This is a genomic window from Actinokineospora guangxiensis (assembly GCF_042657845.1).
In the GTDB taxonomy this organism is placed as follows: domain Bacteria; phylum Actinomycetota; class Actinomycetes; order Mycobacteriales; family Pseudonocardiaceae; genus Actinokineospora; species Actinokineospora guangxiensis.
This window is the reverse complement of sequence record NZ_JBHSKF010000006.1, coordinates 110,526-136,645: the sequence shown is the minus strand read 5'-3', so window position 1 is coordinate 136,645 and position 26,120 is coordinate 110,526. Positions and strand designations below refer to the sequence as shown.

The 26,120-nt window shown below is 73.9% G+C and carries 25 protein-coding genes; 9 read left to right on the top strand and 16 right to left on the bottom strand.

Features of this window, described 5'->3' with window-relative positions:
* Nucleotides 1-281 precede the first annotated feature (281 nt).
* Nucleotides 282-1,112 carry a siderophore-interacting protein gene (locus ACFPM7_RS14830; protein WP_378248184.1) on the top strand — a complete coding sequence of 277 codons (831 nt, stop codon included), beginning with the start codon at nucleotides 282-284 and terminating at the stop codon, nucleotides 1,110-1,112.
* Here ACFPM7_RS14830 and ACFPM7_RS14825 read toward each other — a convergent pair.
* From ACFPM7_RS14825 to ACFPM7_RS14800, 6 genes are read right to left on the bottom strand one after another with little or no spacing between them, the layout of a single operon-like run.
* The gene (locus ACFPM7_RS14825) at nucleotides 1,092-1,901 is read right to left on the bottom strand and encodes an ABC transporter ATP-binding protein (RefSeq protein WP_378248183.1); all 810 of its coding nucleotides are present in this window, start codon (nucleotides 1,899-1,901) and stop codon (nucleotides 1,092-1,094) included. The two genes, ACFPM7_RS14830 and ACFPM7_RS14825, sit on opposite strands and share 21 nt — an antisense overlap.
* A gap of 42 nt (nucleotides 1,902-1,943) precedes the next feature.
* The gene (locus ACFPM7_RS14820; protein ID WP_378248182.1) at nucleotides 1,944-2,747 is read right to left on the bottom strand and encodes an ECF transporter S component; all 804 of its coding nucleotides are present in this window, start codon (nucleotides 2,745-2,747) and stop codon (nucleotides 1,944-1,946) included.
* Nucleotides 2,744-4,345 carry an ABC transporter ATP-binding protein gene (locus ACFPM7_RS14815; protein WP_378248181.1) on the bottom strand — a complete coding sequence of 534 codons (1,602 nt, stop codon included), beginning with the start codon at nucleotides 4,343-4,345 and terminating at the stop codon, nucleotides 2,744-2,746. Before ACFPM7_RS14815 ends, ACFPM7_RS14820 begins: the two co-directional genes overlap by 4 nt.
* Complete coding sequence (locus ACFPM7_RS14810) at nucleotides 4,342-5,400, bottom strand: CbiQ family ECF transporter T component (RefSeq protein WP_378248180.1); 1,059 nt, start codon at nucleotides 5,398-5,400, stop codon at nucleotides 4,342-4,344. The genes ACFPM7_RS14815 and ACFPM7_RS14810 overlap by 4 nt, the downstream gene beginning before the upstream one ends.
* Nucleotides 5,397-6,221 carry a hypothetical protein gene (locus tag ACFPM7_RS14805; RefSeq protein WP_378248179.1) on the bottom strand — a complete coding sequence of 275 codons (825 nt, stop codon included), beginning with the start codon at nucleotides 6,219-6,221 and terminating at the stop codon, nucleotides 5,397-5,399. Before ACFPM7_RS14805 ends, ACFPM7_RS14810 begins: the two co-directional genes overlap by 4 nt.
* Nucleotides 6,218-7,417 (bottom strand): LPXTG cell wall anchor domain-containing protein, encoded by a 1,200-nt coding sequence (locus ACFPM7_RS14800; protein WP_378248178.1) that lies wholly within the window; start codon nucleotides 7,415-7,417, stop codon nucleotides 6,218-6,220. The genes ACFPM7_RS14805 and ACFPM7_RS14800 overlap by 4 nt, the downstream gene beginning before the upstream one ends.
* A 275-nt stretch (nucleotides 7,418-7,692) precedes the next feature.
* Between ACFPM7_RS14800 and ACFPM7_RS14795 the strand changes: the two genes are divergently transcribed.
* Complete coding sequence (locus ACFPM7_RS14795; RefSeq protein ID WP_378248177.1) at nucleotides 7,693-9,246, top strand: amidohydrolase; 1,554 nt, start codon at nucleotides 7,693-7,695, stop codon at nucleotides 9,244-9,246.
* Here the strand turns inward: ACFPM7_RS14795 and ACFPM7_RS14790 are convergent.
* The 3 genes from ACFPM7_RS14790 to ACFPM7_RS14780 all read right to left on the bottom strand — a co-directional run bounded on the left by ACFPM7_RS14790 (nucleotide 9,243) and on the right by ACFPM7_RS14780 (nucleotide 11,862).
* Entirely contained in the window at nucleotides 9,243-10,616 is a 1,374-nt protein-coding gene (locus ACFPM7_RS14790; protein ID WP_378248176.1) for a PepSY-associated TM helix domain-containing protein, read from the bottom strand. The genes ACFPM7_RS14795 and ACFPM7_RS14790 overlap by 4 nt on opposite strands.
* Nucleotides 10,617-10,693: 77 nt before the next feature.
* On the bottom strand, nucleotides 10,694-11,170 hold the full coding sequence (locus tag ACFPM7_RS14785; protein WP_378248175.1) for a hypothetical protein: 477 nt from the start codon (nucleotides 11,168-11,170) through the stop codon (nucleotides 10,694-10,696).
* An 86-nt stretch (nucleotides 11,171-11,256) separates the two neighbouring features.
* Nucleotides 11,257-11,862: a DUF5134 domain-containing protein gene (locus ACFPM7_RS14780; protein WP_378248174.1), complete on the bottom strand. Its 606-nt coding sequence runs from the start codon at nucleotides 11,860-11,862 to the stop codon at nucleotides 11,257-11,259.
* Between the two features lie 334 nt (nucleotides 11,863-12,196).
* On the opposite strand from ACFPM7_RS14780, the gene ACFPM7_RS14775 reads away from it, so the two are divergent.
* Nucleotides 12,197-13,459, top strand: coding sequence for an FAD-binding protein (locus tag ACFPM7_RS14775; RefSeq protein WP_378248173.1), 1,263 nt, complete (start codon nucleotides 12,197-12,199; stop codon nucleotides 13,457-13,459).
* A 27-nt stretch (nucleotides 13,460-13,486) separates the two neighbouring features.
* On the opposite strand, the gene ACFPM7_RS14770 is transcribed toward ACFPM7_RS14775, so the two are convergent.
* From ACFPM7_RS14770 to ACFPM7_RS14755, 4 genes are all read right to left on the bottom strand, one after another.
* On the bottom strand, nucleotides 13,487-13,627 hold the full coding sequence (locus tag ACFPM7_RS14770) for a hypothetical protein (protein WP_378248172.1): 141 nt from the start codon (nucleotides 13,625-13,627) through the stop codon (nucleotides 13,487-13,489).
* Between the two features lie 95 nt (nucleotides 13,628-13,722).
* Nucleotides 13,723-14,505: a class I SAM-dependent methyltransferase gene (locus tag ACFPM7_RS14765; RefSeq protein ID WP_378248171.1), complete on the bottom strand. Its 783-nt coding sequence runs from the start codon at nucleotides 14,503-14,505 to the stop codon at nucleotides 13,723-13,725.
* Nucleotides 14,502-15,647, bottom strand: a complete 1,146-nt coding sequence (locus tag ACFPM7_RS14760; RefSeq protein WP_378248170.1) for an MAB_1171c family putative transporter — start codon at nucleotides 15,645-15,647, stop codon at nucleotides 14,502-14,504. Before ACFPM7_RS14760 ends, ACFPM7_RS14765 begins: the two co-directional genes overlap by 4 nt.
* Nucleotides 15,644-16,168: a hypothetical protein gene (locus ACFPM7_RS14755; RefSeq protein ID WP_378248169.1), complete on the bottom strand. Its 525-nt coding sequence runs from the start codon at nucleotides 16,166-16,168 to the stop codon at nucleotides 15,644-15,646. The genes ACFPM7_RS14760 and ACFPM7_RS14755 overlap by 4 nt, the downstream gene beginning before the upstream one ends.
* A 275-nt stretch (nucleotides 16,169-16,443) precedes the next feature.
* Here ACFPM7_RS14755 and ACFPM7_RS14750 point away from each other — a divergent pair, with 275 nt between their 5' ends.
* Genes ACFPM7_RS14750 through ACFPM7_RS14725 form a run of 6 tightly spaced genes read left to right on the top strand, consistent with a single transcriptional unit; the run spans nucleotide 16,444 to nucleotide 23,133 of the window.
* Complete coding sequence (locus ACFPM7_RS14750; RefSeq protein ID WP_378248396.1) at nucleotides 16,444-17,235, top strand: ABC transporter ATP-binding protein; 792 nt, start codon at nucleotides 16,444-16,446, stop codon at nucleotides 17,233-17,235.
* Nucleotides 17,223-18,041: an ABC transporter ATP-binding protein gene (locus ACFPM7_RS14745; protein ID WP_378248168.1), complete on the top strand. Its 819-nt coding sequence runs from the start codon at nucleotides 17,223-17,225 to the stop codon at nucleotides 18,039-18,041. Before ACFPM7_RS14750 ends, ACFPM7_RS14745 begins: the two co-directional genes overlap by 13 nt.
* Nucleotides 18,038-19,855 (top strand): AMP-dependent synthetase/ligase, encoded by a 1,818-nt coding sequence (locus ACFPM7_RS14740; protein ID WP_378248166.1) that lies wholly within the window; start codon nucleotides 18,038-18,040, stop codon nucleotides 19,853-19,855. Before ACFPM7_RS14745 ends, ACFPM7_RS14740 begins: the two co-directional genes overlap by 4 nt.
* A complete protein-coding gene (locus ACFPM7_RS14735) occupies nucleotides 19,852-20,748 on the top strand; it encodes a branched-chain amino acid ABC transporter permease (RefSeq protein ID WP_378248164.1) in 897 nt (298 codons plus the stop codon). Before ACFPM7_RS14740 ends, ACFPM7_RS14735 begins: the two co-directional genes overlap by 4 nt.
* Nucleotides 20,748-21,845 (top strand): branched-chain amino acid ABC transporter permease, encoded by a 1,098-nt coding sequence (locus ACFPM7_RS14730; protein ID WP_378248162.1) that lies wholly within the window; start codon nucleotides 20,748-20,750, stop codon nucleotides 21,843-21,845. Before ACFPM7_RS14735 ends, ACFPM7_RS14730 begins: the two co-directional genes overlap by 1 nt.
* 10 nt (nucleotides 21,846-21,855) lie before the next feature.
* Nucleotides 21,856-23,133, top strand: a complete 1,278-nt coding sequence (locus ACFPM7_RS14725) for an ABC transporter substrate-binding protein (protein ID WP_378248160.1) — start codon at nucleotides 21,856-21,858, stop codon at nucleotides 23,131-23,133.
* A gap of 290 nt (nucleotides 23,134-23,423) precedes the next feature.
* On the opposite strand, the gene ACFPM7_RS14720 is transcribed toward ACFPM7_RS14725, so the two are convergent.
* From ACFPM7_RS14720 to ACFPM7_RS14710, 3 genes are read right to left on the bottom strand one after another with little or no spacing between them, the layout of a single operon-like run.
* Nucleotides 23,424-23,972 carry a GNAT family N-acetyltransferase gene (locus tag ACFPM7_RS14720; protein ID WP_378248158.1) on the bottom strand — a complete coding sequence of 183 codons (549 nt, stop codon included), beginning with the start codon at nucleotides 23,970-23,972 and terminating at the stop codon, nucleotides 23,424-23,426.
* A gap of 60 nt (nucleotides 23,973-24,032) precedes the next feature.
* Nucleotides 24,033-24,875, bottom strand: coding sequence for a spermidine synthase (locus ACFPM7_RS14715; protein ID WP_378248156.1), 843 nt, complete (start codon nucleotides 24,873-24,875; stop codon nucleotides 24,033-24,035).
* A gap of 40 nt (nucleotides 24,876-24,915) precedes the next feature.
* On the bottom strand, nucleotides 24,916-26,103 hold the full coding sequence (locus ACFPM7_RS14710; RefSeq protein ID WP_378248154.1) for a helix-turn-helix domain-containing protein: 1,188 nt from the start codon (nucleotides 26,101-26,103) through the stop codon (nucleotides 24,916-24,918).
* Nucleotides 26,104-26,120 lie beyond the last annotated feature (17 nt).

Here is a 26,120-nt window from a genome sequence, read left to right as displayed (position 1 = left end):
GCCTTCAGGCGTCGAACCAGATCCCGCCTGACCGAGGCGGGCACAAAACCGCAGCTTGAGGCCCTGCGAGATCCACGCAGGAGTCAAGGCGTCGGACAGCGGCGGGACAGCCGCAGGTCCGCTCCCCCACGCTCCCCCCTGCACGCCCCTCAAGGCGGTCGCTTACGGCGCCGGAAGGGCACCCCTCGTCGCCCCGACTGTGACCAGAACCCCGCAAACCAGCGTATGGCGTCCCCTGAGCTTTAAGTTAGCCTTGCCTAATCCCGCAGTGAGGAGATCACGTGCAGAAGGTGAATCGGCTACAGGCGGCGGTGGTTGACAAGGTCTCCACGCTGGTCGCCGCGCCGTCCCGGCGCAGGGACGAGGCACTGCAGTTCACGATGCGCGTCTCCGGCGTCGAGCAGCTGAGCGCGCACCAGCGCCGCGTCACCTTCACCGCGCCCGAGTTCGCCGATTACGCCGTCACCGGGCCTGACGAGTACTTCGGTCTGCTGATGCCGCACCCGGTCGCCGGTCTGCGCATGCCCGATCCCGAGCGCTACAACACCCGCCAGGCCGTGCACCGTGTGCCGGAGCACGAGCGCCCCGAGCTGCGCTGGTACACCGTGCGCGCCCACCGGCCCGCGGTGCGGGAGATCGACGTCGACTTCGTCATCCACGAGCACGTCGGGCCCGGCACGCGCTGGGCGGCGGGCGCGCGGGTGGGTGACATCGCCGGGTTCCGCGGCGGCGGCTCGGGCTACCAGCAGCCGGTCACCCCGCAGGTGCTCGTGGCCGACGAGGCGGCGCTGCCCGCGCTCTCGGCGATCCTGGAGTCGCTGCCCGTCGACGTGCCGGACCTGCGTGTCTACCTGGAGGTCGGCGAGGACTTCGCCGCCCCTGCCATCGCCTCGACGCTACAGCCGGTGGTACTGCGGCTGCACGGGGAGCGCGGCGACGCCGTCATCGCGGCCCTGGCCGACGACCCGCCGCTCGAGCCCGGCTTCGCGTGGGTGTGCGGCGAGGCGGGCATGGTCGCCAAGGTGCGCAGGCACCTGCTGCACGAGACCGGTCTGCACCGGCAGCAGATCCTGTTCTCCGGCTACTGGAAGCTAGGCCACGCTCGCGGCTGAGGCGCGGTCGCGCGCGACGGGCACGATCATCGGCGTGCCGGTCTCCGGGTCGTCGACCACGCGCGCCTGGATGCCGAAGACCGACTTGACCAGGTCGGCGTCCACGATGTCGCCGGGGCGGCCCGCCGCGGCGACGACCCCGCCCGGCCGCAGCGCGATCAGGTGGGTGGCGTAGCGGCAGGCCTGGTTGATGTCGTGCAGCACCGCCACCAGGGTGTGGCCTTCGCGCTCGTTGAGGTCGGCGCAGAGGTCGAGCACCTCGTACTGGTGGGCGATGTCGAGGAAGGTGGTGGGCTCGTCCAGCAGCAGGATGTCGGTCTGCTGGGCCAGCACCAGCGCCAGCCACACCCGCTGGCGCTGGCCGCCGGACAGCTCGTCCACCGGCCGCGTCGACAGGTCGAGCACCCCGGTGCGGCTCATGGCGTCGCGGACGACGGCTTCGTCGGCGGACGACCACTGGCGCAGCAGCTTCTGGTGCGGGTAGCGGCCGCGGGCCACGAGGTCGCCGACGGTGATGCCGCCGGGCGCGGTGGAGGTCTGCGGCAGCAGCCCCAGCCGCCGCGCGACCTCCTTGGAGCGGTAACCGGCGATGGCGCGGCCGTCGAGCAGCACCTGGCCGGCGCTGGGGGTGAGCAGCCGGGCGAAGGCGTTGAGCAGGGTGGACTTGCCGCAGGCGTTGGGTCCGATGATCACGGTGAACGACCCGTCGGGGATGGCGACGTCCAGGTCGGTCGCGACCACGCGCCGGTCATAGGCGAGGGTCAGGTTCTCCGCGCTCAGTCGGGTCACGGTGCGGCCTTTCTGTGCGACAGGACGACCATCCCGCTTAGCCTAGCCTTGCCTTGCCGCCACGTCCGCACCTGTGCGGGCCCGATCCCACACCGCGCGTCGGGCGGCTCTGCGGAAGACGCGCAGCAGCACGGTTCCGGTGGCGAGGACCAGCACGACGGTGGTGATCGCTCTGCCGATGTCCCAGCCCAGTGACGTCGCCAGGCTGAAGGTCACCAGGCGGGCGAGGTTGTCCATGACCGGGTCGCCGGGGACGAAGGACACCGCGGTTCCCGTGCCGATGGCGAAGGGCCAGAACGAGAGGTTCAGGAGCATGCCGTAGGCCAGCGAGGCCACCATGCCGTACCCGGCGAGCAGCACCAGCTCCACCCGCCCGCTCGACCTCGGCAGCAGTCCGGCGAGCATGCCGACCCAGGCGGCCCCGAGCATCTGGTACGGCAGCCACGGCCCGATGCCGCCGGTCAGCAGTGCCGAGGCGAACAGCGTCGTGTTGCCCAGCACCCAGCCGAAGCCGGGCCCGAACACCCGCCCGGCCAGGATGATCAGGAAGAACACCGTCTCGATCCCGGCGGTGCCAGCGCCGACCGCGCGGACGGCGGCCCCGAGCGCGCTCAGCACTCCCAGCATGGCCACCGCCTTGGCGTCCATGCCGCCCTCGCTGACCTCGGCCAGCACGACGGCCAGCGCGAGCGGCAGCAGCAGCGCGAAGGTCAGCGGCGCGTCCGCACCGCGCGCCAGGGCCGCGCCGGGGTCGACGATCAGCGGCCAGCAGAACGCCGCGATGCCGAGGACCCCGGACAGGACGACCGCGACCGCGGCGCGGGGGCCGATCCGCAGGCCGGTCACACCCGCTCCAGTTCGGCGGTGACGTCGGCGACGGTCAGCAGCGGCAGCGGGGCGAGCACCTTGGCGACCTGCGGGGCGAACACCGGTGAGGAGGTGACGACGTCGGCGGCCGGTCCGTCGGTGACGATCTCGCCGTCGGCCATGACCGCGACGCGGGTGGCGGTCTCGGCGACGAACTCGACGTCGTGGGTGGCCAGCACGATGGCGTGCCCCGCGTCGGCCAGTTCGCCCAGCACCTCGGCCAGCCGGGACTTCGCGGGGTAGTCGAGGCCGCGGGTGGGCTCGTCCAGGAGCAGGACGTCGGGCGCGGGGGTGAGGGCGATCGCGAGCACGAGCGCGAGGCGCTGTCCCTCGGACAGGTCCCTGGGGTGCACCGGGTCGGCCACGCCGGGGGCGAGGCGGTCGAGCAGGGCGCGGCAGGTGCCCTGCGGCTTGTCGGACTCGCTGTCGGCCTGGGCGCACTCGGCGGCGACCGTGTGCAGGTAGAGCAGGTCGGACGGGCGCTGGGGCACCAAGCCGATCCGGCTTCGGCGGGCGGCGGGCTTGAGCTTGGCGGGGTCGTCGCCGGAGACCGCCACCGCTCCCCCGGCGCGCTTGCCGGTGCCCTGCAGCGCCCACAGGAGGCTGGACTTGCCGGAGCCGTTGCGCCCCATGAGAACCAGCCGCTCCCCCGCCCGGACGGTGAGCCCGACGCCGCGCACGGCGTGCGTGGCGCCGTGGCGGACGTCGACGCCGGTGGCGGTGAGCAGGACGCCCCCCGCCACCGGTTCGGGGGACTTGCCGGACACACCCGCGAGGCGTTCGCGGAGTCCGCCCGCTTTGCGCCGGGCGTCGCGGATGGACACCGGCGGGGGCTCCCAGCCCGCGATCTGTCCCAGCCGCACGACCGGCGGGGCGACGGGCGCCTCGGCCAGCACCTGGCCGGGGTCGCCGAGGACGGGGGGTGCGGCGGCCCCCGGCACCCACAGGACGCTGTCGGCGTACTGGGCGACCCGCTCCAGGCGGTGCTCGGCGATGAGGACGGTCATGCCCAGGTCGTGCACGAGTCGGTGCAGCGCGGCGAGCACGTCCTCGGCCGCGCCGGGGTCCAGGGCGCTGGTGGGCTCGTCGAGGACGAGGACACGCGGGTGCGCGGTCAGCGCCGCGCCGATGGCGACGCGCTGCTGCTGCCCGCCGGAGAGGGTGCTGAGCGTGCGGTCGCGCAGGTCGGCGAGGCCGAGCAGGTCCAGGGTCTCCTCGACGCGCTTGCGCATGACCGCCTCGGGCACGGCCAGCGACTCCATCGAGTAGGCCAGCTCCTCCTCCACGGTGTCGGTGACGAACCCGGCAATCGGGTCCTGCCCGACCACGCCGACGACGTCGGCCAGCTCGCGCGGCGGGTGGGTGCGGGTGTCGCGGCCGTCGACCAGCACGCGGCCGGTCATGGTGCCGCCGGTGAAGTGCGGGACGAGGCCGTTGACCGCGCGCAGCAGCGTCGACTTGCCCGCGCCGGTGCCGCCGACGACCAGGCACAGCTCGCCTTCCGGCAGCTCGAAGTCCACCCCGGACAGGACGGTGGTGCCCTCGTAGCTGACGGACACGCCGTCGAAGCGGATCACGCCGCGACCTCCGTCCTGCGGGTGATGGCGATGGGCGCGAGCGCGACCAGCACGCCGATGGCGGGCAGCAGCGGGAGTTCGGGCAGTTCGAGCGGGACCGTCGAGGGCACCAGGCCCACCCCCATCAGCTCGGCGGCGATCGTCGCCGCGATCGCGGCCAGGCCGGAGACGGCGACCAGCACGGCGCGCGGCGTCCACCGGTCGGGCCGGTACTTCGTGCGGCGCACGCGGACCGCGCCGACGCGCAGCCCGGCCACCGCCAGCAGCGCGCCGACCGCGAGGGCGGGCGCGCCGACGAGGCCGGGGGCGCTGGCGTCGAGCAGGCCGTACGCGCCGACGCAGAGTCCGATGAGCCCGGCGACCACGAGTGCCGAGGTCAGCGCGCGGGTGCGGCGCGGCAGGCCCGCGGTGCGGCCGTAGCCGCGGGAGTCCATGGCGGCGGCCAGGGTCAGCGACCGGTCCAGGGCGTCCTCCAGGACCGGGACGAGCAGGGTGCGGATCGCGCGCCTGCCGCGCACCGGGTCGCCGCGCAGCTGGCGGGCGCGCCGGACGTCGCGGGCCGCGACGACCAGTTGGGGGGCGACGGTCAGTGCCACCACGACGGCGACGCTGACCTCGTAGAGCGCGGCAGGCAGCGTCTTGAGCAGCCGCTTGGGGTTGGCGAGCGCGTTGGCCGCTCCGACGCAGCCGAGCAGGACGGCCAGCTGCAACCCCTGGTAGACGGCGTGGGCCAGGCCCTCGGCGCTGACCGGGCCGCCGAGCCGGATGCCCTGCGCCCAGCCCGGCAGTGGGACCTCGGGCAGGGTGAACAGCACGGTCGGCCCGGTGATGCCGCCGATGAGGACGTGGAACAGCACCCGGATGGCGATCACGATGAGGCCGAGCTTGAGGAACATCCCGTAGGCCGACGCCCAGGGCGCATTCGAGCGGCAGCGCATGACGACGTAGCCCGCCACGACGGCGACGAGCGCCAGCAGCAGCGGGTTGGACGTGCGCCCGGAGACCGCGGCCAGTCCGAGCGCCCACAGCCACCACGCACCGGGGTGCAGGGTCACGGATCAGCCTTGGCCCGCCTGCGCGCCGCGCCGAGAGCCAGCCCGCCGATGACGGCCACCGCGCCGACGCCGACGAGGAATCCGGTGGTGTTGCCGCCGCCGTCCTCGGTCGCCGTCGGCTGCACGTCGACCGCGACACCAGGGGCGACGGTGGTGGTGTCGCCCGGCGGTGCCGAAGTGGTCGCGGCTGTCGAGCCCGTGGAGGACGCGGGTGCGGAGGTGGTGGCCGAGGGCTTGCCGGTGGTCGTGGTGGCGCGCGGTGCCGTGGTCGCGGAGGCGGTCGCGGTCGGCTCACCCGGCTTGGGCGGCAGTCCAGGCTTGGGTGGCGCGGGCGGAGCGGGCGGCTGGGTGGTGGGCTTCGGAGCAGGCGGCTTGGGCGGCGCCGGCTTGGCGGGTGGGGCGATGCCCGGCGGGCTGCCCGCGCCGAACGCCCAGCCCTCGACGGTGCCGGGAGCCGGGTTGCGCGAGCCCGCGCCCGCGGAGCTGTAGGTCCACGAGCCGCCTCGCGGGGCGTGCCAGTAGGACCAGTAGGCGGTGGTCGGGGGCGCGGCTTGGCAGGTGGAGTTGGGTGAGCCGTTGATCTGGCACACCATGCCGGGCTGCCGGGCGACGAAGGTGTAGCCGTAGCCGGCTCCCCGGAGGGCGGCCAGCCCGCTGGCGGGGTCACCCGCCGCGCACGATACCTGCGCTCCCCCGCCGAAGTCCACGACGACGGTCACCCCGGAGGTGGTGGAGCAGGCCGCGGCAGCGGCGGTGGGAGCCCACACGACGGTGGCCCCGACCGCCGCTGCCGCGGCGGCGAGCGCTGACCAGCGGCTCACGAGGTGCTGCGGCGCCGGGCGAGGAAGACCAGTCCCGCGCCCGCGAGGAGCAGCAGGCCGCCGAACGCGGCGGTCGGGCCGGGCTCGGCGCCGGTGCGGGCCAGCTCGTCCTTGTCGGCGACCGGCGGGGTGGTGCTGGTCGGGGTGGCCGGAACGGTCGTGGTGGTCGTCGTCGGCGGGGCGGCGCAGGCCAGGACGACCGCTTCCGCGGTGGCGCCTTCGGCGGTGATGTCGGCGAGGGAGACGCCGGTGATGCCGGGGATGGCCTGCGAGGTGGCGCGGGCGGCGGTGGCGGCGTCGAAGCCGGAGGCGTCGTAGGCGACCGCGCCGCGCGTCTCGGCCTTGCCCGCGCAGTCGACCTGCTGCTTGAGCAGGTAGGCGATCGCCTTGTCGGCGCCGGTCTGGTCGCCGCCCGCGGCCAGCGCGGTCGCGGCGAGGCCGGTGCTGTTGGCGTTGACGACCGCGGTGGGGCCGCTGCCCTCGAAGCCGCCGTTGTCCTTCTGCTGCTCACCGAGCCAGGTCAGCGCCGAGGTGACGTCCGCGCCGGTGGCGGCGAGGGCCTGCACGGCGTAGCCGGTGGTGTCGACGTCGGCGGCGCAGGTCTCCTTCTCCAGCTCCAGCGGGAAGCCGCCGCCCTCGCACTCGGCGTCGACCAGGTACTTGACCGCGGCCTCGGGCGCGCCACCGGAGCGGTGCAGGGCCAGGACGGCGAGGGACTGGCTGATGCCGTTGCTGAAGTCGCCGTACTCGGACTTGTCGCTGAAGCGGCCGGACTCGGCCTGCAGGGCGGTGAGTCCGCCGATGAGGTCGACGCCGCCGAAGTCGGCCGGGTCGGCGCCCTGGGCCTGAGCGACGATGGCGAGCTTGGCGTGCGCGCCCGCGTAGGCGGAGGTCGTACCGTCGCCCACGTAGTCCTTGGCGTTGGCGGCCAGCCACTCGGTGGCGGCGGCGGCGAAGTCCTGGGCCGAGCCCGCCGCGTTCAGAGCGAGGACGACATCGGCGGTGAGGCCGTGGTCGGGGTAGGCGGTGCCGTCGAAGGTGGTCTCCATGTGGTCGCCGTCGACGAGCTGACCGGCGAGCCAGCCCGCGGCGACCTCGTGGGGCCCGGCCTCGTCCTGCGCTGTCGCGGCGGGCGCGCCCGCCGCGACGAGCGCTAACGCGATGGCGAATCCGGCGGCGGTGCGACGTCCGCTCATGTGTGTGTCACGCCCTTCAGTGGCGCGAACGAAGCCCGGGCGGGCTCCGAACCGCTGTCCTCGACGGTGTTCGGAGCAGTGCGCGGCCTGCGGGTGTTCGGGCTCGCCACTGGCTGGCAGTGGCCTACCGTTGCGGGTCAGCGCCGGGATTCGACCGGTCTTCCCCCGCGTTGGCTGCGGTTACTCGCCGGGAATCGTACGGGATCGGGCGGCCGTCGCGGGGCCGTCCGGGATGACTTTCAGCACTGCGCGCGCAGGGTGGGGAGCAGGGTTCGGTGATCGGTTCGACGGCTGAGGCCGTCTTCTCCGGCGGTGTCGTCTGGGCAGGCCGGGGGCGGCGGAGCGACGCGCTGGCGGTCAGGGGCGGGCGGGTGTGCGCGCTGGGGGCCGAGGCGCTGGCGCTGCGCGCGGACACGCTGGTCGACCTGGCGGGCGGGTTCCTGATGCCCGCTTTCGGCGACGGGCACGCGCACCCGGTGTTCGGCGGGCTCCAGCGGCAGGGCGCGCGGGTCAGCGGCCTGTCGAGCGTGGCGGAGGTGGTCGAGGCGGTGCGCGCGCACGCCGAGGCCGACCCGGGTGCGCCGTGGATCGTCGGCGCGGGCTACGACCCGACGCTGGCGCCTGACGGGGTCTTCGACGCGCGCTGGCTCGACGCGGCCGTGCCCGACCGGCCGGTGGTGCTGCGGGCGGGCGACTACCACGCGGTGTGGTGCAACACGGTGGCACTGGAGCTGGCCGGAGCGTCGGGGTCGGACGTGCCGGGGGTGGTGCGCGAGCCGATGGGGACGCTGCGCGAGTGGGCGGCCTGCGACCTGGTGCTGCGGCTCGTCCCGGCGGGGCTGCTCGACCTGCCCGCCGCCGCGCGGCACGCCGCCGCCGTGTACGCGGCGTGCGGGGTGACCTGGGTGCAGGACGCGTGGGTGGACCTGGGCTCCGGGATCGCCGACGCGTACCGGGCGACGGCCGACCTGCGGGTGGCGCTGGCGCTGCGCGCCGACCCCGAGCAGTGGCGCGAGCAGCGGCCGCTGTTCGGGGCCGAGCGGCGGCGGGTCGCCTCCGAGCTGGTCAGCGCGCACACCGTGAAGTTCTTCACCGACGGCGTGATCGAGACCCGGACGGCGGCGCTGCTGGAGCCGTACGCGCACTCGTGCGGGCACGGCACCCCGGTGTGGCCGAGGGAGGAGCTGCTGGCGGCCGCCGCCGCGTTCGACGCCGACGGCTTCCAGCTGCACCTGCACGCCATCGGCGACGGCGGTGTGCGGCTGGCCCTCGACGCGGTCGAGCACGCCGCGTCGGTGAACCCGCCGCGCGACCGCAGGCCGGTCATCACCCACCTGCAGCTGGTGCACCCCGATGACCTGCCGCGCTTCGCCGCGCTGGGCGTGATCGCGAACATGCAGCCGTACTGGGCGCAGCTGGACCCGGCGCAGACCGAGCTGACCATCCCGAAGCTCGGCGCGGCGCGGGCGGCGGCGCAGTACCCGATCCGCACGGTGGCGGGCGCGGCGCGGCTGTCCTTCGGCAGCGACTGGCCGGTGGACTCGCCGCGCCCGCTGGAGGGAGTGCACGTCGCCGTCACCCGGCAGACCCTCGCCGGTGTCCCGGAGGGCGGCTGGGTGCCGCGCGAGCGCATCGACGTGGAGACCGCGCTGGCCGCGTACACCGAGGGCACGGCGTACCAGGCGTTCGCCGAGCGCGACCGGGGCACGCTCGCGGTCGGGAAGCAGGCCGACCTGGTGTGGCTGGCCCGCGACCCGACCGCGGTCGAGCGCCCCGCCGACGTCGCCGTCCTCGGCACGTGGCTGGGCGGTCGCCGGACGTTCGGCTAGACCCGCTGCGGCCTCCGCCTGCGCCGCAGCTCGCCGTAGGCGGCGTCGCCGATCATGAACAGCAGCAGCGTCACCCCGAAGACCGGCATGGCCCAGGCGACGGCCGCGGCCACGACGAGCACGCCGAACACCAGCGGCTGCGGCATGCGCCGCCACACCGGCTCCGGTGCGGGGGCCAGGCCGCCGGAGCGGGGGCGGCGCTTCCACCACATCCGGTAGCCGAGGACCAGCAGCGCCAATGCGGCGAGCGCGACGGCGGCGAGCAGGAGCTGGTTGGCGATGCCGAACAGGTTCCCGCTGTGGGCGGCGATGCCGAGCGAGGTCAGCTTGGCCATCAGCGGGTAGTCGTCCCAGCCGACCCGGCCGGTGATGGCTCCGGTGTACTGGTCGACGGCGACGCTGTCCTTCTGGACGGGCAGGCCCACCGACGATTCGTTGATCTTCAAGGGGCGGTTCGGCTCGGTGGGCGCGGTGAGGATGAGGTCGCCTTCCAAACCGCCGTCGCGGGCGGTGGCCAGGGCGCGCTCCAGGCTGATCCGCTCGGCGCTGGGCAGCACGTCGGCGGACTCCAGCGTGGGCGAACGCCCGTCGACGGCGTCCACGAAGTCCGAGACCCGGGCGCCCGCGTAGGTGGACCAGGTCAGGCCGGTGACGCTGAGCACCAGCAGGCCGATGGCGGCCCACACGCCGACGCGCCCGTGCCAGCGGCTCGTCCTGGCCCGACCCGCGGCGGCCTTCTTGGTCTTGCGCCTGCGCGCGGCGAACCACAGGACCAGGCCGCCGAGGACGATCGCGGGCAGCCAGCTGGCCACGAACTCCGCGTAGAGCCTGCCCGGGTCGCCGAGGTTGAGGTTGCCGTGCAGGTCGCGCAGCCAGCGCTGGAGGGGCGGCTCGTTGCTGACGGTGATCAGCTCGCCCTGCACGGCGGCGGTGTGGGGGTTGACGTAGACGGTCATCGCCTCGGAGCCGAACGGGCCGCCGCTGGTGTCCAGGCCGGGGACGTCGAGGACGACACGGGTGGTGCGCTCGGGGTCGGCGGAGACGATGACCGACTTCAGGGCGCCGTCGGGGTGAGCGGCGAGCGCGGCGGCGACCTGGTCGTCCACCGGCGCGGTCGTGGCGCCGATCGCGGTGTCCTCGGAGACGGAGAGCTTGTCGCCGTAGACGAGGTCGTTGAGCTGCGGGGTGAACGCGTACATCAGGCCGGTCACGGCGAGCACGGCGAGGAACGGGGCGATGGCCAGGCCCGCGAGGAAGTGCACGCGGCGCAGCACGAGCCGCAGCGCCCTGCCCGCGGACAGGTGCTCGGCGCGGGCGGGTTCGGCGAGCAGCGCGTCGGGGTCGCGCTCGGGGTCTTGGACGGTGGTCATGGCGGCACTCCGGGGGGTTCGGGACGCACGGGGGCACACGGGCCCTGTCGGGTCCGTGGTTGTGGGAGCTGGGGTTCCTAGACCCCGGCGGGCGGCCCGCGGAGAACGATGGAGTGCCGCAGCAGAGCTGAGGTGGCCGCGCGCGGCCTCTGGCGGGTGACGCGCACGAGCACCGCGACCGCGCGCGGCAGGCGCGGCCGAAGGAGCATGGCGATGCGGCGCCTGGCCGCCTGCCAGAGCTTGCGCTCCCCCACCCGCAGCCACAGGCCCAGCAGCGCGCCCGCGGCGGCGTGTGCCAGCCACATCCCCCACGGGGTGGAGTCGGCGTGGGCGGCCGGGTCGTGCGAGCCGAGGAACGCGACGTGGACGAGCAGCTGGCCGAAGGTGAGGAGCAGGGCGATCATCGGGGCCGTCAGCTCGCGCCTGCCCGCCAGCCACAGTGGACCGGCGAGCAGCGCGGCGGCGAACACCGCGCCCGAGAGCGAGACCTGCCCGCCGGCGACGGAGTGCCCGGCGCAGCCCAAGCCGACCGCGAGCACCACACCAGCGGCCACCCGCCCCGCCAGCGCCCGGCGGCTGGGCCGCCCATGGTCACCGCGGCCGGGCCGCCCGTGGGAACGGCGGCTGGGCCTGCTGGAGATCACATCGGCCATCCCGCCATGAGCAGGAACATATAGCCCATCCCCAGGCCCATGACGACGTGGCAGGCGGTGGCGGCCGTGGGACCGAACAGGGCAGGGCCCGCGGTGGCGGGCTCACGCAGGCGGGCGCGGACCGACCAGGCGGCGTGGCCGAGGAAGTAGACGGCCAGCGCGACGCTCACCGGGGCGAGGGTGGACCCGCCCGCGGAGTGGTCGTGGGCCAGCACCGGGCCCGCCATTGCGAGGGCGACCTCGCCGTGGTCCGCGGGCGCGCCCATGGCGAGGAACATGTAGGCCATCGCGCCGGTGGAGAGGGCGGCGTGCGCGCGGTGGCCGCGGTTCTCGACCGCCAGCTCCGAGTCGGGGGCGCCGGCGCGCAGCACCGTGGCGACCAGCCACAGCCCGAACAGGCCGAACAGCACCACCCACACCGCCTGCGGCAGCGGGTCGAGCGCGGGGGCGAACATGGCGACCATCCCGACGCCCATCAGCAGGTGGGAGAGCCCGTTGAGCCGGTCGCCGGGCAGCCGCAGCCGGGCGGCCGACCAGATGGCGGTGATCCCGAACGCGACGGCGAACGCTGTGCTGATCCAGGGCGCGTCCATGCTTGCTCCTCGTCCGTGCCGTGCACTCCGGGCAGTGGTCACACGCGGGCGTTCTCCGGAATGTAACGAACGGGGCAAGACCCCGATAGGGAGCGCTCCCAGAATGCGGGCACAAGGGTGCCGAGAAGAACAGAACCCGCTCTGGCGACGGTGGTCCAGTCCCCTCGCCAGAGCGGGTCGTCGCTCGGGCGAGGAACTGCCGCCCTTCCCCGACGACGTTCACGAACCCGAGCCACATGAGCATATCAGGTGTCGAACGTGCGTTCGACACCGGTCGGCCGATCGAGCACGAACGCGGATGACCGGCCCGCCCCCCGCGGTCACGCTGGCGACGGTGAGACATGGGGAGGCGGACCGCGTTGTCACCGTGCGGTCGGCCAGGGAGGCTGAGGCCGTCGTGGCCCACGCCGCCGCGCGGTCCATCCCCGTGCGCGTGCACACCACCGGCCACGCCCACGCCGCCCAGCGCCCCCCGGGGGACGCGCTCCTCGTGCGCACGGCGATCCAGGAGCCGGTGACCATCGACGAAGACCGGCTGATGGCGCGTGCCCCGGCGGGCGCGCTCTGGCGGGAGGTCGTGACCAAGGCCGCCCGCCACGGTTTGGCCGCCGTGCACCCCGCCGCCCCCGCGGTGGGCGTCGTCGGCTACCTGACCCGGGGCGGCGTCGGCGCACACGGCCGCGCGCGCGGGTTGGCCTCGAACACGGTCTCGGCCTTCGACGTGGTCGGCCCGGACGCGCTCACCCGCAGGGTGGACGCCGACACCGACGCCGACCTGCTGGACGCGCTGCGCGGTGGCGGGGGCGGCTTCGGCGTCGTGACCGCCGTGGAGTTCGGGCTGTTCCCGCTGCGCTCGGTGGTGACCGGCGCGGCGTACTGGCCGCTGGAGAACGCCCACCAGCTCCTCACGCTGTGGCGGGACTGGGCCGTGGACGCGCCCCGGCAGGCCACGACGTCGGTGCGGGTGCTCTCCGGGGAAGCGGTGCCGTGGACCGAGGACCCGGTGGTGTGCGTGACCGGAGCCGTCCTCGGCGGCTCGTCCGCGATGGGCGACGCGGAGGACCTGCTGGGCCCGCTGCGCGCCGTCGCCACGCCGCTGCGCGACACGTGGCGCTCCGACGGACCCGCCGCGCCGCTGTTCGCCGCCGAGCACCCCGTCGGCCCGGCCAGGACGGTGGGCGATCACCTGCTGCTCGATGAGATCGGCCGCGACGGGGTGGCCGAGTTCCTGCGGGTGCTCGGCGAGGGGTCGGGGTCGCCGCTGCCGGTGGCCGAGCTGCACCACCTCGGCGGAGCGCTGGCCGAGCGGGCTCCGGCGGGCGGCCTGCTGGACCACCTCGACGCGGGCTTCGCCTACACGGCGTTCGGCGCGACCGCCGATGCCGCGTCGGCCGAACATCTGGCGGTGGTCAGGAGGGCGCTGTCGCCCTGGGACGTCGGCACGACGGTGCCGAGCATGGTTGCGTCGCGGACCCAGCCGCAGGGCCATCTTGACCGGCGGCGCGCGGCGCTGGCGGCCGAGGTGCGGGCCAGGGTGGACCCGGACGGGGTCTTCGCGGGGGATGTGGCGCCGGTGACGCCCGGCTCCCCTGGGTAGCCGGTCGGGCCGCCCAGGGGGGTCGCGTCAGTCCAGACCTCGAACGATGGTGGGTTCGTAGTCGTCGTCCTCGGGGGTGCGAGGACGGGGCCAGGTGGTCGCCCGGCCGCCGATGACCCAATCCGTGGGGGTCTCGCTGCTGCCGGGCACCGACTCAGTCGTCGTCATGTGCCCTCCATGTCGGTTGCGGTGCGTTGACCCCTCTGAGGGGACCACACCGGAGGCCGTCAGGCGAGCAGGATTCCACTATTCGATACGGTTCATCACATCTTTCGGTTAACGACCGGACTCCCGGTAACAACCTCGGCTCCCATTGCGATGTACGGCTTACGGCCCCACACCGCCAGGGTCACCTGCGGGATGTCCACGAAGGCCGGTTCCACCAGTCGGGAGCGGAACTCGGCCAGGTCCGACTCGGTCACCAGACCCCGCTCCAGCAGCGCGGGCGCGGCCTGATCGATCAGCGGCCGCCACCGGTCGCCGTCGCGGTTGCCCAGGCACGCCGGGCGGGCGGTGAACTCGATGTCGCACAGCCCCGCCGCGCCGAGCAGCGAGGGCACGCGGCGCACCCAGGTCAGGTCCGAGCCGGACTGCAGGCGGCGGTAGGCCGCCATGATCCGCGCGATGACCGGGTGCGGCGCGGTCTCCTCCGGCAGGTGGAACGGGTCGGTCACCACCAGCCAGCCGCCCGGCCGCAGCCAGCCCGCCGCCTTGGCGACGACCTCGTCGCGGGTCGGCAGGTGGCACAGCACGAAGCGGGCGTGCACCAGGTCGAAGGAGCCGGGGGCGAAGTCGAGGTCGGCGATGTCGGCGGCCAGCACCTGCGCGCGCGATCCGTCCAGGTGGGACACGTCGAGGTCGACGGCGACCACGCGCCCGTCCGGGCAGCGCTCCACGAGGCCGTCGGCCACCGACCCCGCGCCCGCGCCGAGGTCGACGCAGTGCGCTCCACTGCTCAGGCCGAGGCCGTCGAGCACGCCGAAGGTGAACCGGTCGGTGCTCGACTGCAGCGAGGTGAGCCGGGTCGCCGGGTCGAGCGCGGTCATCGGGGGTCCGCCGTTTCCCGGGCGCGGTCGCCCGCCAGTTCGGATTCGCGCAGTCGGGCGACCGCGCGCAGGAAAGCGATCTCGCCCGCCCAGTCGGCGTCTCCGGCCGGAGGGGCGGCGGGCTGCCTGGGCGGTTCGACGGGGCCGCCGCCCGCGCCGCGGGCGGCGATGGCCGCCGAGAGCCAGTAGGCCACCGCGAGCGCCTCGCGCTCGGCCGGGTCGGCGGCGGCCTCCGCGCGCGCCCTGGCCGCGCTGATCTCGGCCGGGTCGATGTGGTCGCGCAGCACCATCAGGGCGTCGCGGATCTCGATGACCCTGCGGTAGAGCCGGAAGTCCAGCGAGCGCCGGGGCACCGCGGAGGCGGGCAGCCGCACGTGCGGGACGGCGGTGGTCGTCTCGGTCCACAGCGGTTCCAGCGCCTTGAGGTCGCGGGCCTCGCCGACGGCGCGCACTCCCCTGGCCACCACCGGGACCAGCACGCCCGCGACCATCAGCCAGGTGGTGATGCCGATGTTGAGCGGGAAGAACGCGCCCAGCCACGGGTCGCCGGTGAACAGGTAGGCGATGATCACGAACGACCAGAAGAACGTCGACGAGGTGAACCCCGCGGCCAGCAGCCCCAGGCCCAGGCGCAGCGGCCGGGTCTCGGCGCGGCGGGCGTAGCGCGCGCAGAGGACGGCGCAGGGCAGCACGGCGACGACGTGCGCGATCGACAGCAGCCACCAGAACGGGCTGTACCAGGGCACCGCGATCGAGGTGACGCAGCCCGCGGCGCCCGCGCCGGTGTCGAGCAGGAACAGCCCGACGCTGACGCCGACCGCGCCCGCGTAGACCGGCACGGGCCTGCGCCTGCCGAGGGCCGCGAGCACGAAGTCCAGGACGAAGGCCGAGGCGATGACGCCCCAGACGTTCATCACGATGCCGCAGCTGTGGCCCAGGACGGTGCCGCGGTTGAGCAGGGCGGTGATGGGGTTGAGGTAGGCGGTGACCGAGCCCGCGATGCCGATGACGGCGATCAGCAGCCGCCGCTGCGGCTGGGAGTGCCGGGCGGCGGGGACGCGGATGAGGATGGAGAGCCACAGCGCCACGCACCCGGATGTGACGACGGCGGTGCCGAAGTCGCGCAGGTCGGCAGGGGTCACCGCGCTGCCCGGTCGAGGCCGAGCGCGGCGGCGAGGTTGCCGAGCACCCCCGGCGTGGCCCGCTGGGCCCGCGCCTCGGCGGTGATCCGGATGAGGCTGGCCACCAGTTCGGCCTCCTGCTCTTCGTCGGTGGTGTAGGCGGTGCGGTTGAGCATGCGGCGCACGAGGTCGGGTGAGAGGTCGGGCAGCAGCCGGGCGAGCGCGGCGATCCCGTCCCCCCGCCCCTGCTCGTCGGCACCGCCGCGGTGGTCGCAGAGCATGTGGCCCAGTTCGTGCAGGACGATGTGGTCGCGGTGGAAGGAGCTGGTGTTCTCCTCGACGAGGATGACGTCCCTGTCCACGAGCTGGAACCAGACGCCGCAGGTCTGGGCGCTCGCGCCGCCGGGCAGGGTGCCGATGTCGATGGGCCTGCCCCGGCGCGCGGCGACGGCGGCGACGAGGTCGGGCACGGTGAACGGCTCAGGCAGCGGCAGGTCTTCCACCAGCGCCCGCCACTTGCGGTAAGCGCGTCGAGTGACCATGCCGCGGGTTCATCCTCCCGGGTGCGCCGACCAGGCCGGAGCGACCATCCTAGCGCTCACCGGCCCGGCTGCCCACAGCCGATTGGATCAGTCCACGGTGGACCGGCACGGGCTCAGGTCGCAGGTGGGTCACCGCCTGCCGGGGTCCCTTGTCCGAATCACCCGACCCGGTTACCGTCCGGGAACATTGTGAGCTGGCTCACGCCTCGGGAGGGGTCTTGGCCGAACCCGACACCCCGGTCACCGATCCGGTCACCGATCCGGTCGCCGATCCGATCCTGGCCGTGGCCAACCTCGAAGTCGTCTACGACGACGTCGTGCTCGTGCTGCGCGGGCTCAGCCTCGCCGTCCCCGACGGGGGCATCGTCGCCCTGCTCGGGGCCAACGGTGCGGGCAAGACGACGCTGCTGCGGGCGGTCACCGGCCTGCTCGTCCCCCACCGAGGCCGGATCACCAAGGGCTCGGTGACCTTCGACGGCGTCGACGTCACCGGGGCCGATCCCGCCGACGTGGTGCGCCTCGGCGTCGCTCAGGTGATGGAGGGCAGGCGGGTCTTCGCCGAGTTGACCGTGGAGGAGAACCTGCGGGTCGGGGCGCACAACCGCAGGGCGCGGGCCAGTGCGAAGGAGTCGATGGCCCGCGTGCTCGACCTGTTCCCGGTGCTCGCCAAGCGGCGCGGCTCGACGGCCGGGTACCTCTCCGGCGGCGAGCAGCAGATGCTGGCCATCGGGCGCGCGCTGATGGCCGCGCCCCGGCTGCTGCTGCTGGACGAGCCCTCGCTGGGCCTGGCGCCCAGGCTGGTCGAGCAGGTGCGCGACATCATCGCCGAGATCAACGCGCAGGGAACCGGGGTGCTGCTGGTCGAGCAGAACGCGGTGATGGCGCTGTCGATCGCCGATCGCGGCTACGTCATGGAGGTCGGCTCCGTGGTCCGCGACGGCCCGGCCGCCGAGCTGATGGACGACGCCGACATCCGGGAGTTCTACCTCGGCGCCCCCGCCGACGGGCAGCGCCGGTCCTTCGCCGAGGTCAAGAGCTACCGCAGGAGGAAGCGATGGAGCGCCTGACGGCTCCCGCCCCGGCGACCGCGCCGGCCGCGGCGCCCGCCACGCCGCTGCTGGAGGTGGCGGAGCTGACCCTGCGCTTCGGCGGGGTGACCGCCCTCAACGGCGTCGGGTTCACCGTCGGGCACGGCGAGCTGCTGGCGGTGATCGGCCCCAACGGCGCGGGCAAGACCTCGGTGTTCAACTGCCTCAACGGCGTCTACCGGCCGCAGGGCGGGCGCATCGCGCTGGACGGGACCTCACTGGTCGGCCGCGCCCCCGCCGCCATCGCCGGGCTCGGCGTGGCCAGGACCTTCCAGAACCTCGGTCTCTTCCAACACCTGTCGCTTGTGGACAACCTGATGCTCGGCCGCCACCACCTGATGCGGACCGGATTCCTCGCGGGCATGGCCTGGTGGGGACGGGCCAAGCGGGAGGAGGTCGAGCACCGGGCCGCGGTGGAGGACGTGGTAGAGCTGCTGGAGCTGGAGCCCTACCGGCGCACCCCGGCCGGGCTGCTGCCCTACGGCGTGGCCAAGCGCGCCGAGCTGGGCAGGGCGCTGGCGATGGAGCCGCGCCTGCTGCTGCTGGACGAGCCGGTGGCGGGCATGAACGTCGAGGAGACCGAGGACATGGCCAGGTACCTGGTGCAGGCGCGCCGGGAGCTGGGCCTGGCGATGATCCTGGTCGAGCACGACATGCGGCTGGTCATGGACCTGGCCGACCGGGTCGTGGCGCTGGACTTCGGCGTCGCGATCGCGGCGGGCACCCCGGCGCAGGTCCGCGAGGACCCGCGCGTCATCGAGGCCTACCTGGGCGGTGGCGCATGACGGTCCCGAACGCTCTGACTGCCCCGGCGGCGACCGACGCGGCCTGCCTGCCCGCGCGCCTGCTCCAGCTCGCCGACGAGCGGCCCGCCGCCGTGGCGATGCGGCACAAGCGCCGCGGTGTCTGGCGGGAGTGGACGTGGGCGGAGTACGCCGACTGGGTGGCCAGGGCGGCGGCGGGCCTGCGCGCGCTGGGCGTGGGCCCCGGCGACCGGATCGCCGTGCACGCGGAGAACCGGCCGGAGTGGGTGGTGGCCGACCTGGCCGCGCAGGGCATCGGCGCGCAGACCATGGGCGTGTATCCGACCTCGCCGTCGGCGGAGGTGGCCTACCTGCTGCGGCACTCGCGGGCGAGCGTGCTGGTCGCCGAGGACGAGGAGCAGTTCGACAAGGCGGTCGCGGTGCGCGCGGAGCTGCCCGACCTGCGCCACATCGTGCTCATCGACCCCAAGGGCGTGCGCCTGGCCGAGCACGAGGGCGTCCTCACCTTCGAGGAGCTGGCCGCGGCGGGCGAGCGGGCCGACTTCGCCCGCGACGTCGCCGCGATCGATCCGTCGGCCACCGCGATCCTGGTGTACACCTCCGGCACGACCGGCCCGCCCAAGGGCGCGATGATCTCCCACGCCAACCTGGTCGCCGCCGGGTCCGGTTTCCATGACGCGCTGGGCGCCGGCCGCGACGACGAGATCCTGAGCTACCTGCCGCTGTGCCACATCGCCGAGCGCCTGCTGACGGTGATCGACGGCGTGTGGGCCGGTCTGGTGGTCAACTTCGGCGAGGGCGGCCCGGCGTTCCCGCAGGACCTGCGCGAGGTGCAGCCCACGGTCTTCCTCGGCGTGCCGAGGGTCTGGGAGAAGCTGATGGCGGGCGTGGAGATCCGCATGGCGGACGCGACCCGGCTCAAGCGGCTGGTCTACCGCACGTGCCTCAAGCACGGCATGCGCATCGCGCCGCGCCGGATGAACGGGGTCACGACCCTCGCCGACCGGGTCGTGTTGGCGCTGACCGAGGCGCTGGTGTTCCGGGCGCTGCGGGAGAAGCTGGGGATGTCGCGGGTGCGCGCCGCGATCAGCGGGGCGGCGCCGATCGCGCCGCGGGTGCTGGAGTTCCTGTGGGCGATCGGGGTTCCGGTGCGCGAGGGCTACGGGCAGACGGAGAACACCGCGATCTGCTCGCTGACCCCCGTCGGCGACGTGCGGCTCGGCGCGGTCGGCACGGCGCTGCCCGGCGTGGAGGTCCGCATCGCCGACGACGGGGAGATCCTGACCCGCTCGGCCGGGGTCTTCCAGGGCTACCTGGACGATCCCGAGGCCACCGCCCGCGCGGTGGACGCCGACGGCTGGCTGCGCACCGGCGATGTCGGGGAGCTGGACGCCGACGGCTACCTGCGGATCACCGACCGCAAGAAGGACATCATCATCACCGCGGGCGGCAAGAACGTCTCCCCGTCGGAGATCGAGAACCTGCTGAAGGTCTCGCCCTACATCCGCGAGGCCGTGGTGATCGGCGACCGGCGCAAGTTCCTGACCGCGCTGATCGGCGTCGAGCGCGACACCGTCGGCAACTGGGCGACCCGGCGCGGCCTCACCTTCACCACCTACGCCGACCTGTCGGCCAAGCCGGAGGTGCGGGCGCTGGTGCAGCAGGCCGTCGACGCGGCCAACGCCGAGCTGGCCCAGGTCGAGCGGGTCAAGCGGTTCACGATGATCACCCGCGAGCTGGACCACGAGGACGGCGACCTGACCGCCACGCAGAAGGTCAAGCGCCGCGCCATCGCCGAGCGCTTCGCCGGGGAGATCGAGGCGATGTACCGATGACCGCGCTGCTGCAGAACCTCTTCGCCGGGCTCGCGCTCGGCTGCACCTACGCGCTGGTGGCGCTCGGGTTCGTCGTCATCTTCAAGTCGACCGGGGTCATCAACTTTGCCCAGGGCGGGCTGCTGGCCCTCGGCGCCTACCTCGGCTACACGTTCTCGACCAACCTGGCGCTCGCCTTCGCCGTGGCCGTGGTGTTCGCCTGCCTGGCGGCGGCGGTCGCGGGGGCGGCGGTGGAGCGGATCGTGCTGCGGCGCATGGTCGGGCAGCCGCCGTTCGCCGTCATCATGATCACCATCGGGCTGCTGTTCGTCATCGAGCCGGTGATCACCGCGATCTGGGGCTTCGACAACCTGCAGGTCGTCAACCCGTGGAACATCCAGACCGTCGAGGTCGGCGCGCTGGTGCTGGGCGTGCGCGACCTGTGGACGATCGGGCTGACGGCGGCGGTCGTCGTCGGGTTCTTCCTGTTCTTCCGGTACTCCCCGTTCGGCCTGGCGATGCGGGCGACCGCGTTCGACCCGGAGGCCGCGCTCGCCCAGGGCATCAGCGCGCGGCGGGTGTACGCGGTGTCGTGGGCGATCGCGGCGGCGCTGGCGGCGCTGGCCGGAATCCTGCTGGCGTCGGGGCCGGGCGGGCTGTCGCCGTCGATCGGGTTCATCGCGCTGGCCGCGTTCCCGGCGATGATCCTCGGGGGCATGGACTCCCCCACCGGCGCGGTGCTCGGCGGGCTGGTGATCGGGCTGGCCGAGGCGCTGACCCGCGGCTACCAGGACCAGCTGTTCGGCTGGGCCGGCGACAACGTCTCGGTGATCGTGCCCTACGTGCTGATGATCCTCATCCTGCTGGTCAGACCGTACGGGCTGCTCGGCACCAGAGACGTGAGGCGGATCTGATGGCGCGCCCGCACCGCAACCTCGTCCGCGACCACGCCCAGGACCTGCGCCTCTTCGGCACGCCGGGCGCGAAGGTCGGCCTGGCGCTGATGGTGGTCGTGTTCGCCGTGCTGCCCACGGTGGTGCACGACGACTTCTGGCTCTCGATCCTCATCTACGTCGGCATCACCGCGATCGGCGCGATCGGGCTGAACCTGCTGACCGGCTACTGCGGGCAGATCTCGCTGGGGCACGCGTTCTTCATCGGCGCGGGCGCGTACTGCACGGCCGTCGTCGGCGGCACGCTGGGCATGCCGCTGCCGGTGTGGCTGCTGGCCGCGGCGCTGGTGGGCGCGGCGCTCGGCGGGCTGATCGGGCCGTTCACGCTGCGGCTGCGCGGTCACTACCTGGCCATCGTGACGCTCGGGCTGGTGTTCGTCGGCGAGCACCTGTGGCGCAACCTGCGGCCGGTGACCGGCGGCAACTCCGGCACGTCGGTGAGCGCGTCGACCGATCTCGGGGTGGTCGACCTGTCCGCGATCGAGGTCGCGGGCGAGGTGTACTCGCGCAACCAGGGCTGGTTCTGGCTGGTGTGGGCGCTGGTCGCGCTGGTGGCGCTGCTGGCCAAGAACCTGGTGCGCACCCGGCCGGGCCGGGCGCTGCAGGCCATCCGCGACCGCGACCAGGCCGCCGAGGTGATCGGGGTCAGGGCGGGCCGGTACAAGATCGCGGCGTTCATGGTGTCCAGCGCGATCGCGGCCGTGGCGGGCGCGCTGTTCGGGGCCTACCAGCAGTTCGTCTCCCCCGACGAGTGGAACCTGCTGCTGTCCATCCAGTACATCGCGATCGTCATCGTCGGCGGGATGGGCACGATCTTCGGCGCGGTGCTCGGCGCGGTCTTCGTCGGGGCGCTGCCCGCGCTCATCGACCGCTACAGCGACGTCATCCCCGGGGTGCAGACCTCGGTGGGCGGGGACGGGTTCATCAGCGTGTTCGCGCTCAACCAGGCGATCTTCGGGGTGCTGATCGTGCTGTTCCTGGTGTTCGAGCCCCGCGGGCTGGCGGGGATCTGGTTGCGGATGAAGACCTACTTCCGGACTTGGCCGTTCTCGTACTAGGAGGCCCCGAATGAACCGAGTGGCGACAGTCGCGGCGGTGGCCGCGCTTGCCCTGACCGCGGCCTGCGGCGGGGCCGGAGGAGGCGGGGGCGGCGGCGACACCGGCGGCGGCCCGGCGGGCGCGCCCGCGGCGGCCCCCGGCTTCGACGGCACCACCATCAAGCTGGGCGTGCTCTCACCGCTGTCCGGCCCGGTCGCGGTGATCGGGCAGCCGCTGACCACCGGGAACAAGGTGTGGTTCGACCAGCTCAACGCCGCCGGGGGCGTCGCGGGCAAGTACAAGGTCGAACTGGTGCAGGAGGACACCCAGTACCAGCCGGACGTGGCCGTGCAGCAGTACAACAAGATCAAGGGCGACGTGGTGGCCCTGACCCAGCTGCTGGGCACCCCGTCCACCCTGGCCGTGCTGCCGCTGCTGCGCACCGACAAGGTGATCGCCGCCCCCGCGTCCCTGGACGCGCTGTGGGTGCGCGAGGACAACCTGCTGCCCATCGGCGCGCCGTACCAGGTCCAGGCCATCAACGCGATGGACCACTACTTCAGCGACGGCGGCACCCCGGCGTCCAAGGTCTGCACGATGATCCAGGACGACGTCTACGGCGAAGCGGGCCAGGAAGGCGTCGACTTCGCCGCCGAGCGCTACGGCTTCACCGTCGCCAACACCCAGAAGTTCAAGGCGGGCACCGAGAACTACGCCGGCCAGATCCAGGCCCTCGCCGGCGCGGGCTGCGAGGTCGTCTTTCTGGTGGCGACCCCGTCGGACGCGGGCAAGATCTGGGGCACAGCGGCCCAGGGCAAGTTCTCGCCGCGCTGGTACGGGCAGTCGCCGTCGTGGGTGGGGGCGCTGGCCCAGTCCCCGCTGGCGGCGTACCTGGAGGCCACGGTGTTCATCGCGGCCGACGGCACCGAGTGGGGCGACACCAGCGTGCCCGGCATGCAGTCGATGGTCTCCGACATGGGCCAGTTCGCGCCGCAGCAGCAGCCGGACTACTACTTCGCCTTCGGCTACAACCAGGCCCGCGCGATGACCGCCTTGCTGGAGAAGGCGGTCGAACGCGGCGACCTGTCCCGCGACGGCCTGCTGGCCGCCTCCCGCGAAATGGGCACGGTGACCTTCGACGGCCTCACCGGCGACTACCAGTACGGCCCCGCCGAGAACCGCAACCCACCCCGCACGACCACGATCTTCAAGGTCGACCCGGCGAAGCCGTTCGGCCTGGCGACGGTGAAGTACAACTTCACCTCCGAGGCGGCGGGCGCCTACGAGTTCGTCAAGGCGGACATCTGAGGCCCTGGTACCGCACCAGGCTCGCCGACCGCCATGTCCCACACGGGAAAACACAGCCTAGGGTTGTGGGCATGACGATCGGCGAGCCGGCGGCCCGCTTCCGATGTCCACCACCACCGGCCGCCCCCCGAACCTCGGCGGCGATGTCGTCGGCGACGTCGGCGTCGTCGGCGACGTGGCGGTAGAAGCACCGCGGCACACCGGTGGCCCGGCGGTGGTATGTGCGGCTCGCGGCCTCGTCCCACACGGTCATGGCAATCCCCTCTCGGTCTCACCACCACCGTGCGACGTCATGTCGACGTGAAGTCGAGCGCCAGCTCCATCGACACCCCGGTCAGGGTGACGCCATCCGGCAGGGGGATGTCGGCGCGGGTGAGTTCGCGGAAGCCGTAGGAGCGGTAGAGGGGGACGCCGGGGAGGGTGGCCATGAGGACGAGGGAGCGGAAGCCGTCGGTGGTGGCGGCTTCGGCGCAGGCGTTGAGGGTGGCGCGGGCCAGGCCGCGGCGGGTCCAGGAGCTGTGGACGAACATGGCGCGGACTCGGGCGGGTTCGGTGGCGGGGTCGAGGAGACGGTCTTCGCCGGGGCGGGCGCCGGAGCCGGTGTAGAGCTTGTCGCGCTTGCTCCAGCCGCCGCAGGCGACGATCTCGCCGTCGGCCTCGTGGACGTAGTAGGTGCCGTCGTCGATGAGGACCGTGTCGGGCTCGGTCAGGTAGGCGGCGGCGCTCGCCGTCTCGCGCGGGGTGTGGAAGTGGGGAAACAGCTCCAGGACCGAGGCGCGCATCAGGGCGGCGATGGCGGGGATGTCGGATCTGGTGGCTGCGCGCTGCTCGGGGGACACGCGGCGACGATAGCGACGCCGGCTCGGGGGCGGCCCGGAGTTTCCCGGCTGGTGGACCCCTCAGGCGCGGCCGAGCAGGCCCCAGGGCGGGGTGGGGGACGGCATGGTGTCGTGGTCGGTGAGGGGGCGGGCGTCGGCGGTGAACTCGGGGATGTGGGCGCCTGCCAGGCAGCGGGAGGGGAAGGGCGCGGCGGCGGCTCGGGCGGCGACGCCGGAGACCGGGAGGGGGGAGGCGGAGGCGGCGAGGACGAGGTTGCCGTAGCGGCGACCGCGCAGGACGCCGGGTTCGGCCAGGAGCAGGACGTGGGCGAAGGTGGCCAGGAGGGTGGCGGCGACGCGGCGGCCGAAGAGGAGGCCGGGGCCGTCGGAGACGTTGAGCAGGAACATCCCGTCGGGGGCGAGGACGCGGGCCGCCTCGCGGGCGAACTCGACCGTGGCGAGGCCGCCGGGGACGGAGGCGCGCTCGAAGGCGTCGAGGACGACGAGGTCGGCGACGCGGTCGGACAGGGTCGCGACGTAGGCGCGGCCGTCACCGACGGTGACCCTGACACCGGGGATGTCCATGCCGAGGTGGGCGGTGAGGAACGCGACCAGCTCGCCGTCGGCGTCGACCACCCGCTGGGCCGAGCCGGGCCGGGTGGCGGCGAGGTAGCGGGCCAGGGTGCAGGCGCCGCCGCCGATGTGCACGGTGGCCAGCGGGGTGGAGGGCGGGGCGGCCAGGTCGACCAGGTCGCCGAGCCTGCGGACGTAGTCGAACTCCAGCCGGAACGGGTCGTACTCATCCACATAGGACTGCGGAACGCCGTCGACGGTGAGCAGCCAGCCGCCGGGGTGGTCGAGGTCGGGAAGCAGCTCGGCTTCGCCGAAGCGCACCATCGCCCGCCCTGGCCGTGCTTCGCCCATGCCGCCCCCGTAGTCCGCCCGCCGGAGAGTAGCCCAAGGCCTACCCGCGGCGCCTCAGTGCCCGCAGGCGCAGGACGGTCTCGGCCTCGTAGCGGAAGTCGGGGTCGCCCATGCGGTCTCCGAAGACCTCGTCGAGCTGGCGCAGCCGGTACCGCGCGGTCTGCGGGTGAATGCCGAGTTCGGCGGCGATCTCCGGCGCGGAGCGGCCCCACGAGGCCAGCAGTGCCGCGAGCGTCTCCGCCAGCCGGGCCGCCTTGCCCGCCCCCAGCTCCGCGAGCCGGTCGACCCCGCGCCTGCCCAGCAGCGCGCCCAGCGGCTCCCCCGCACGCAGGAACAGCTCCAGCAGGTGCTGGTCGGCGGCGATGACCTCCGGCGAGCGGGGCAGCGTGCGCAGGGCGAGGCGGGCGCAGTAGCGCGACAGCCACGTCTCCGCCACCGGCAGAACGGGCCCCACCGCCGCCCGCGCCCCGCCGACCGCCGCGCACGCGGCGGCCACCCGGGGTCCGGGGATGACGGCGGTCAGCTCGCCCGCGCGCTCCAGGAGCAGCACGTCCGGGTCGAAGCGGAAGCGGCCGCCGCCGGGGTCGTCCACGACCAGGCAGGCCAGCGCGTCCGGCACCGCCCACCCGGCCCGTTCGGCCAGTTCGGCCGTGCTGGGACCGACCTCCGGCGGGTTGCGCCTGACCAGGCGCTCGACCAGGGCGCGACGGCGGCGACCCGGGTCGTCAACACCGTGGGACTTGGCTTCGGCATAGCCCTTGGCGGACTCGTTGGCCAGGTTGTCGATGTGGGCGAGGACGGCGTCGCTGATGCTCAGCACCGTGGTCATGGGCAGCGCGGCCGCCTGCGCGATCTGGGCGTAGCGGCGGCAGGCGACGCGGGCGCCGACGCGGTAGGCGGCCTGCAGGTCGTCCAGCTCGCGGCCGTTGCGGTACTCGGTGCGGCCGAGCCGGCGGAAGAACTCCACGTCGTCGGAGGACGGCGCGACCGGGTTCTCGATGAGCGAGACGAACTGGGCCACCGCCCGCCGGACGGCGGCGAGCACGTCGCGGCCGACGTCGGTGTTGGGCGCTGCCCGGTAGCCGCCGACCTCGGTGCGGATCGTCTCGACCAGCTCGCAGGCGATGGCGTCGATGCGCGGGCGCAGCACCCGGGCCGCCACCGCCGGGATGTCGCGCCACGGCTCGAACCCGTCTCTCCCGCGCGGAGCCGCCACCACGACCACCACCCCACAGAACCGTAGGA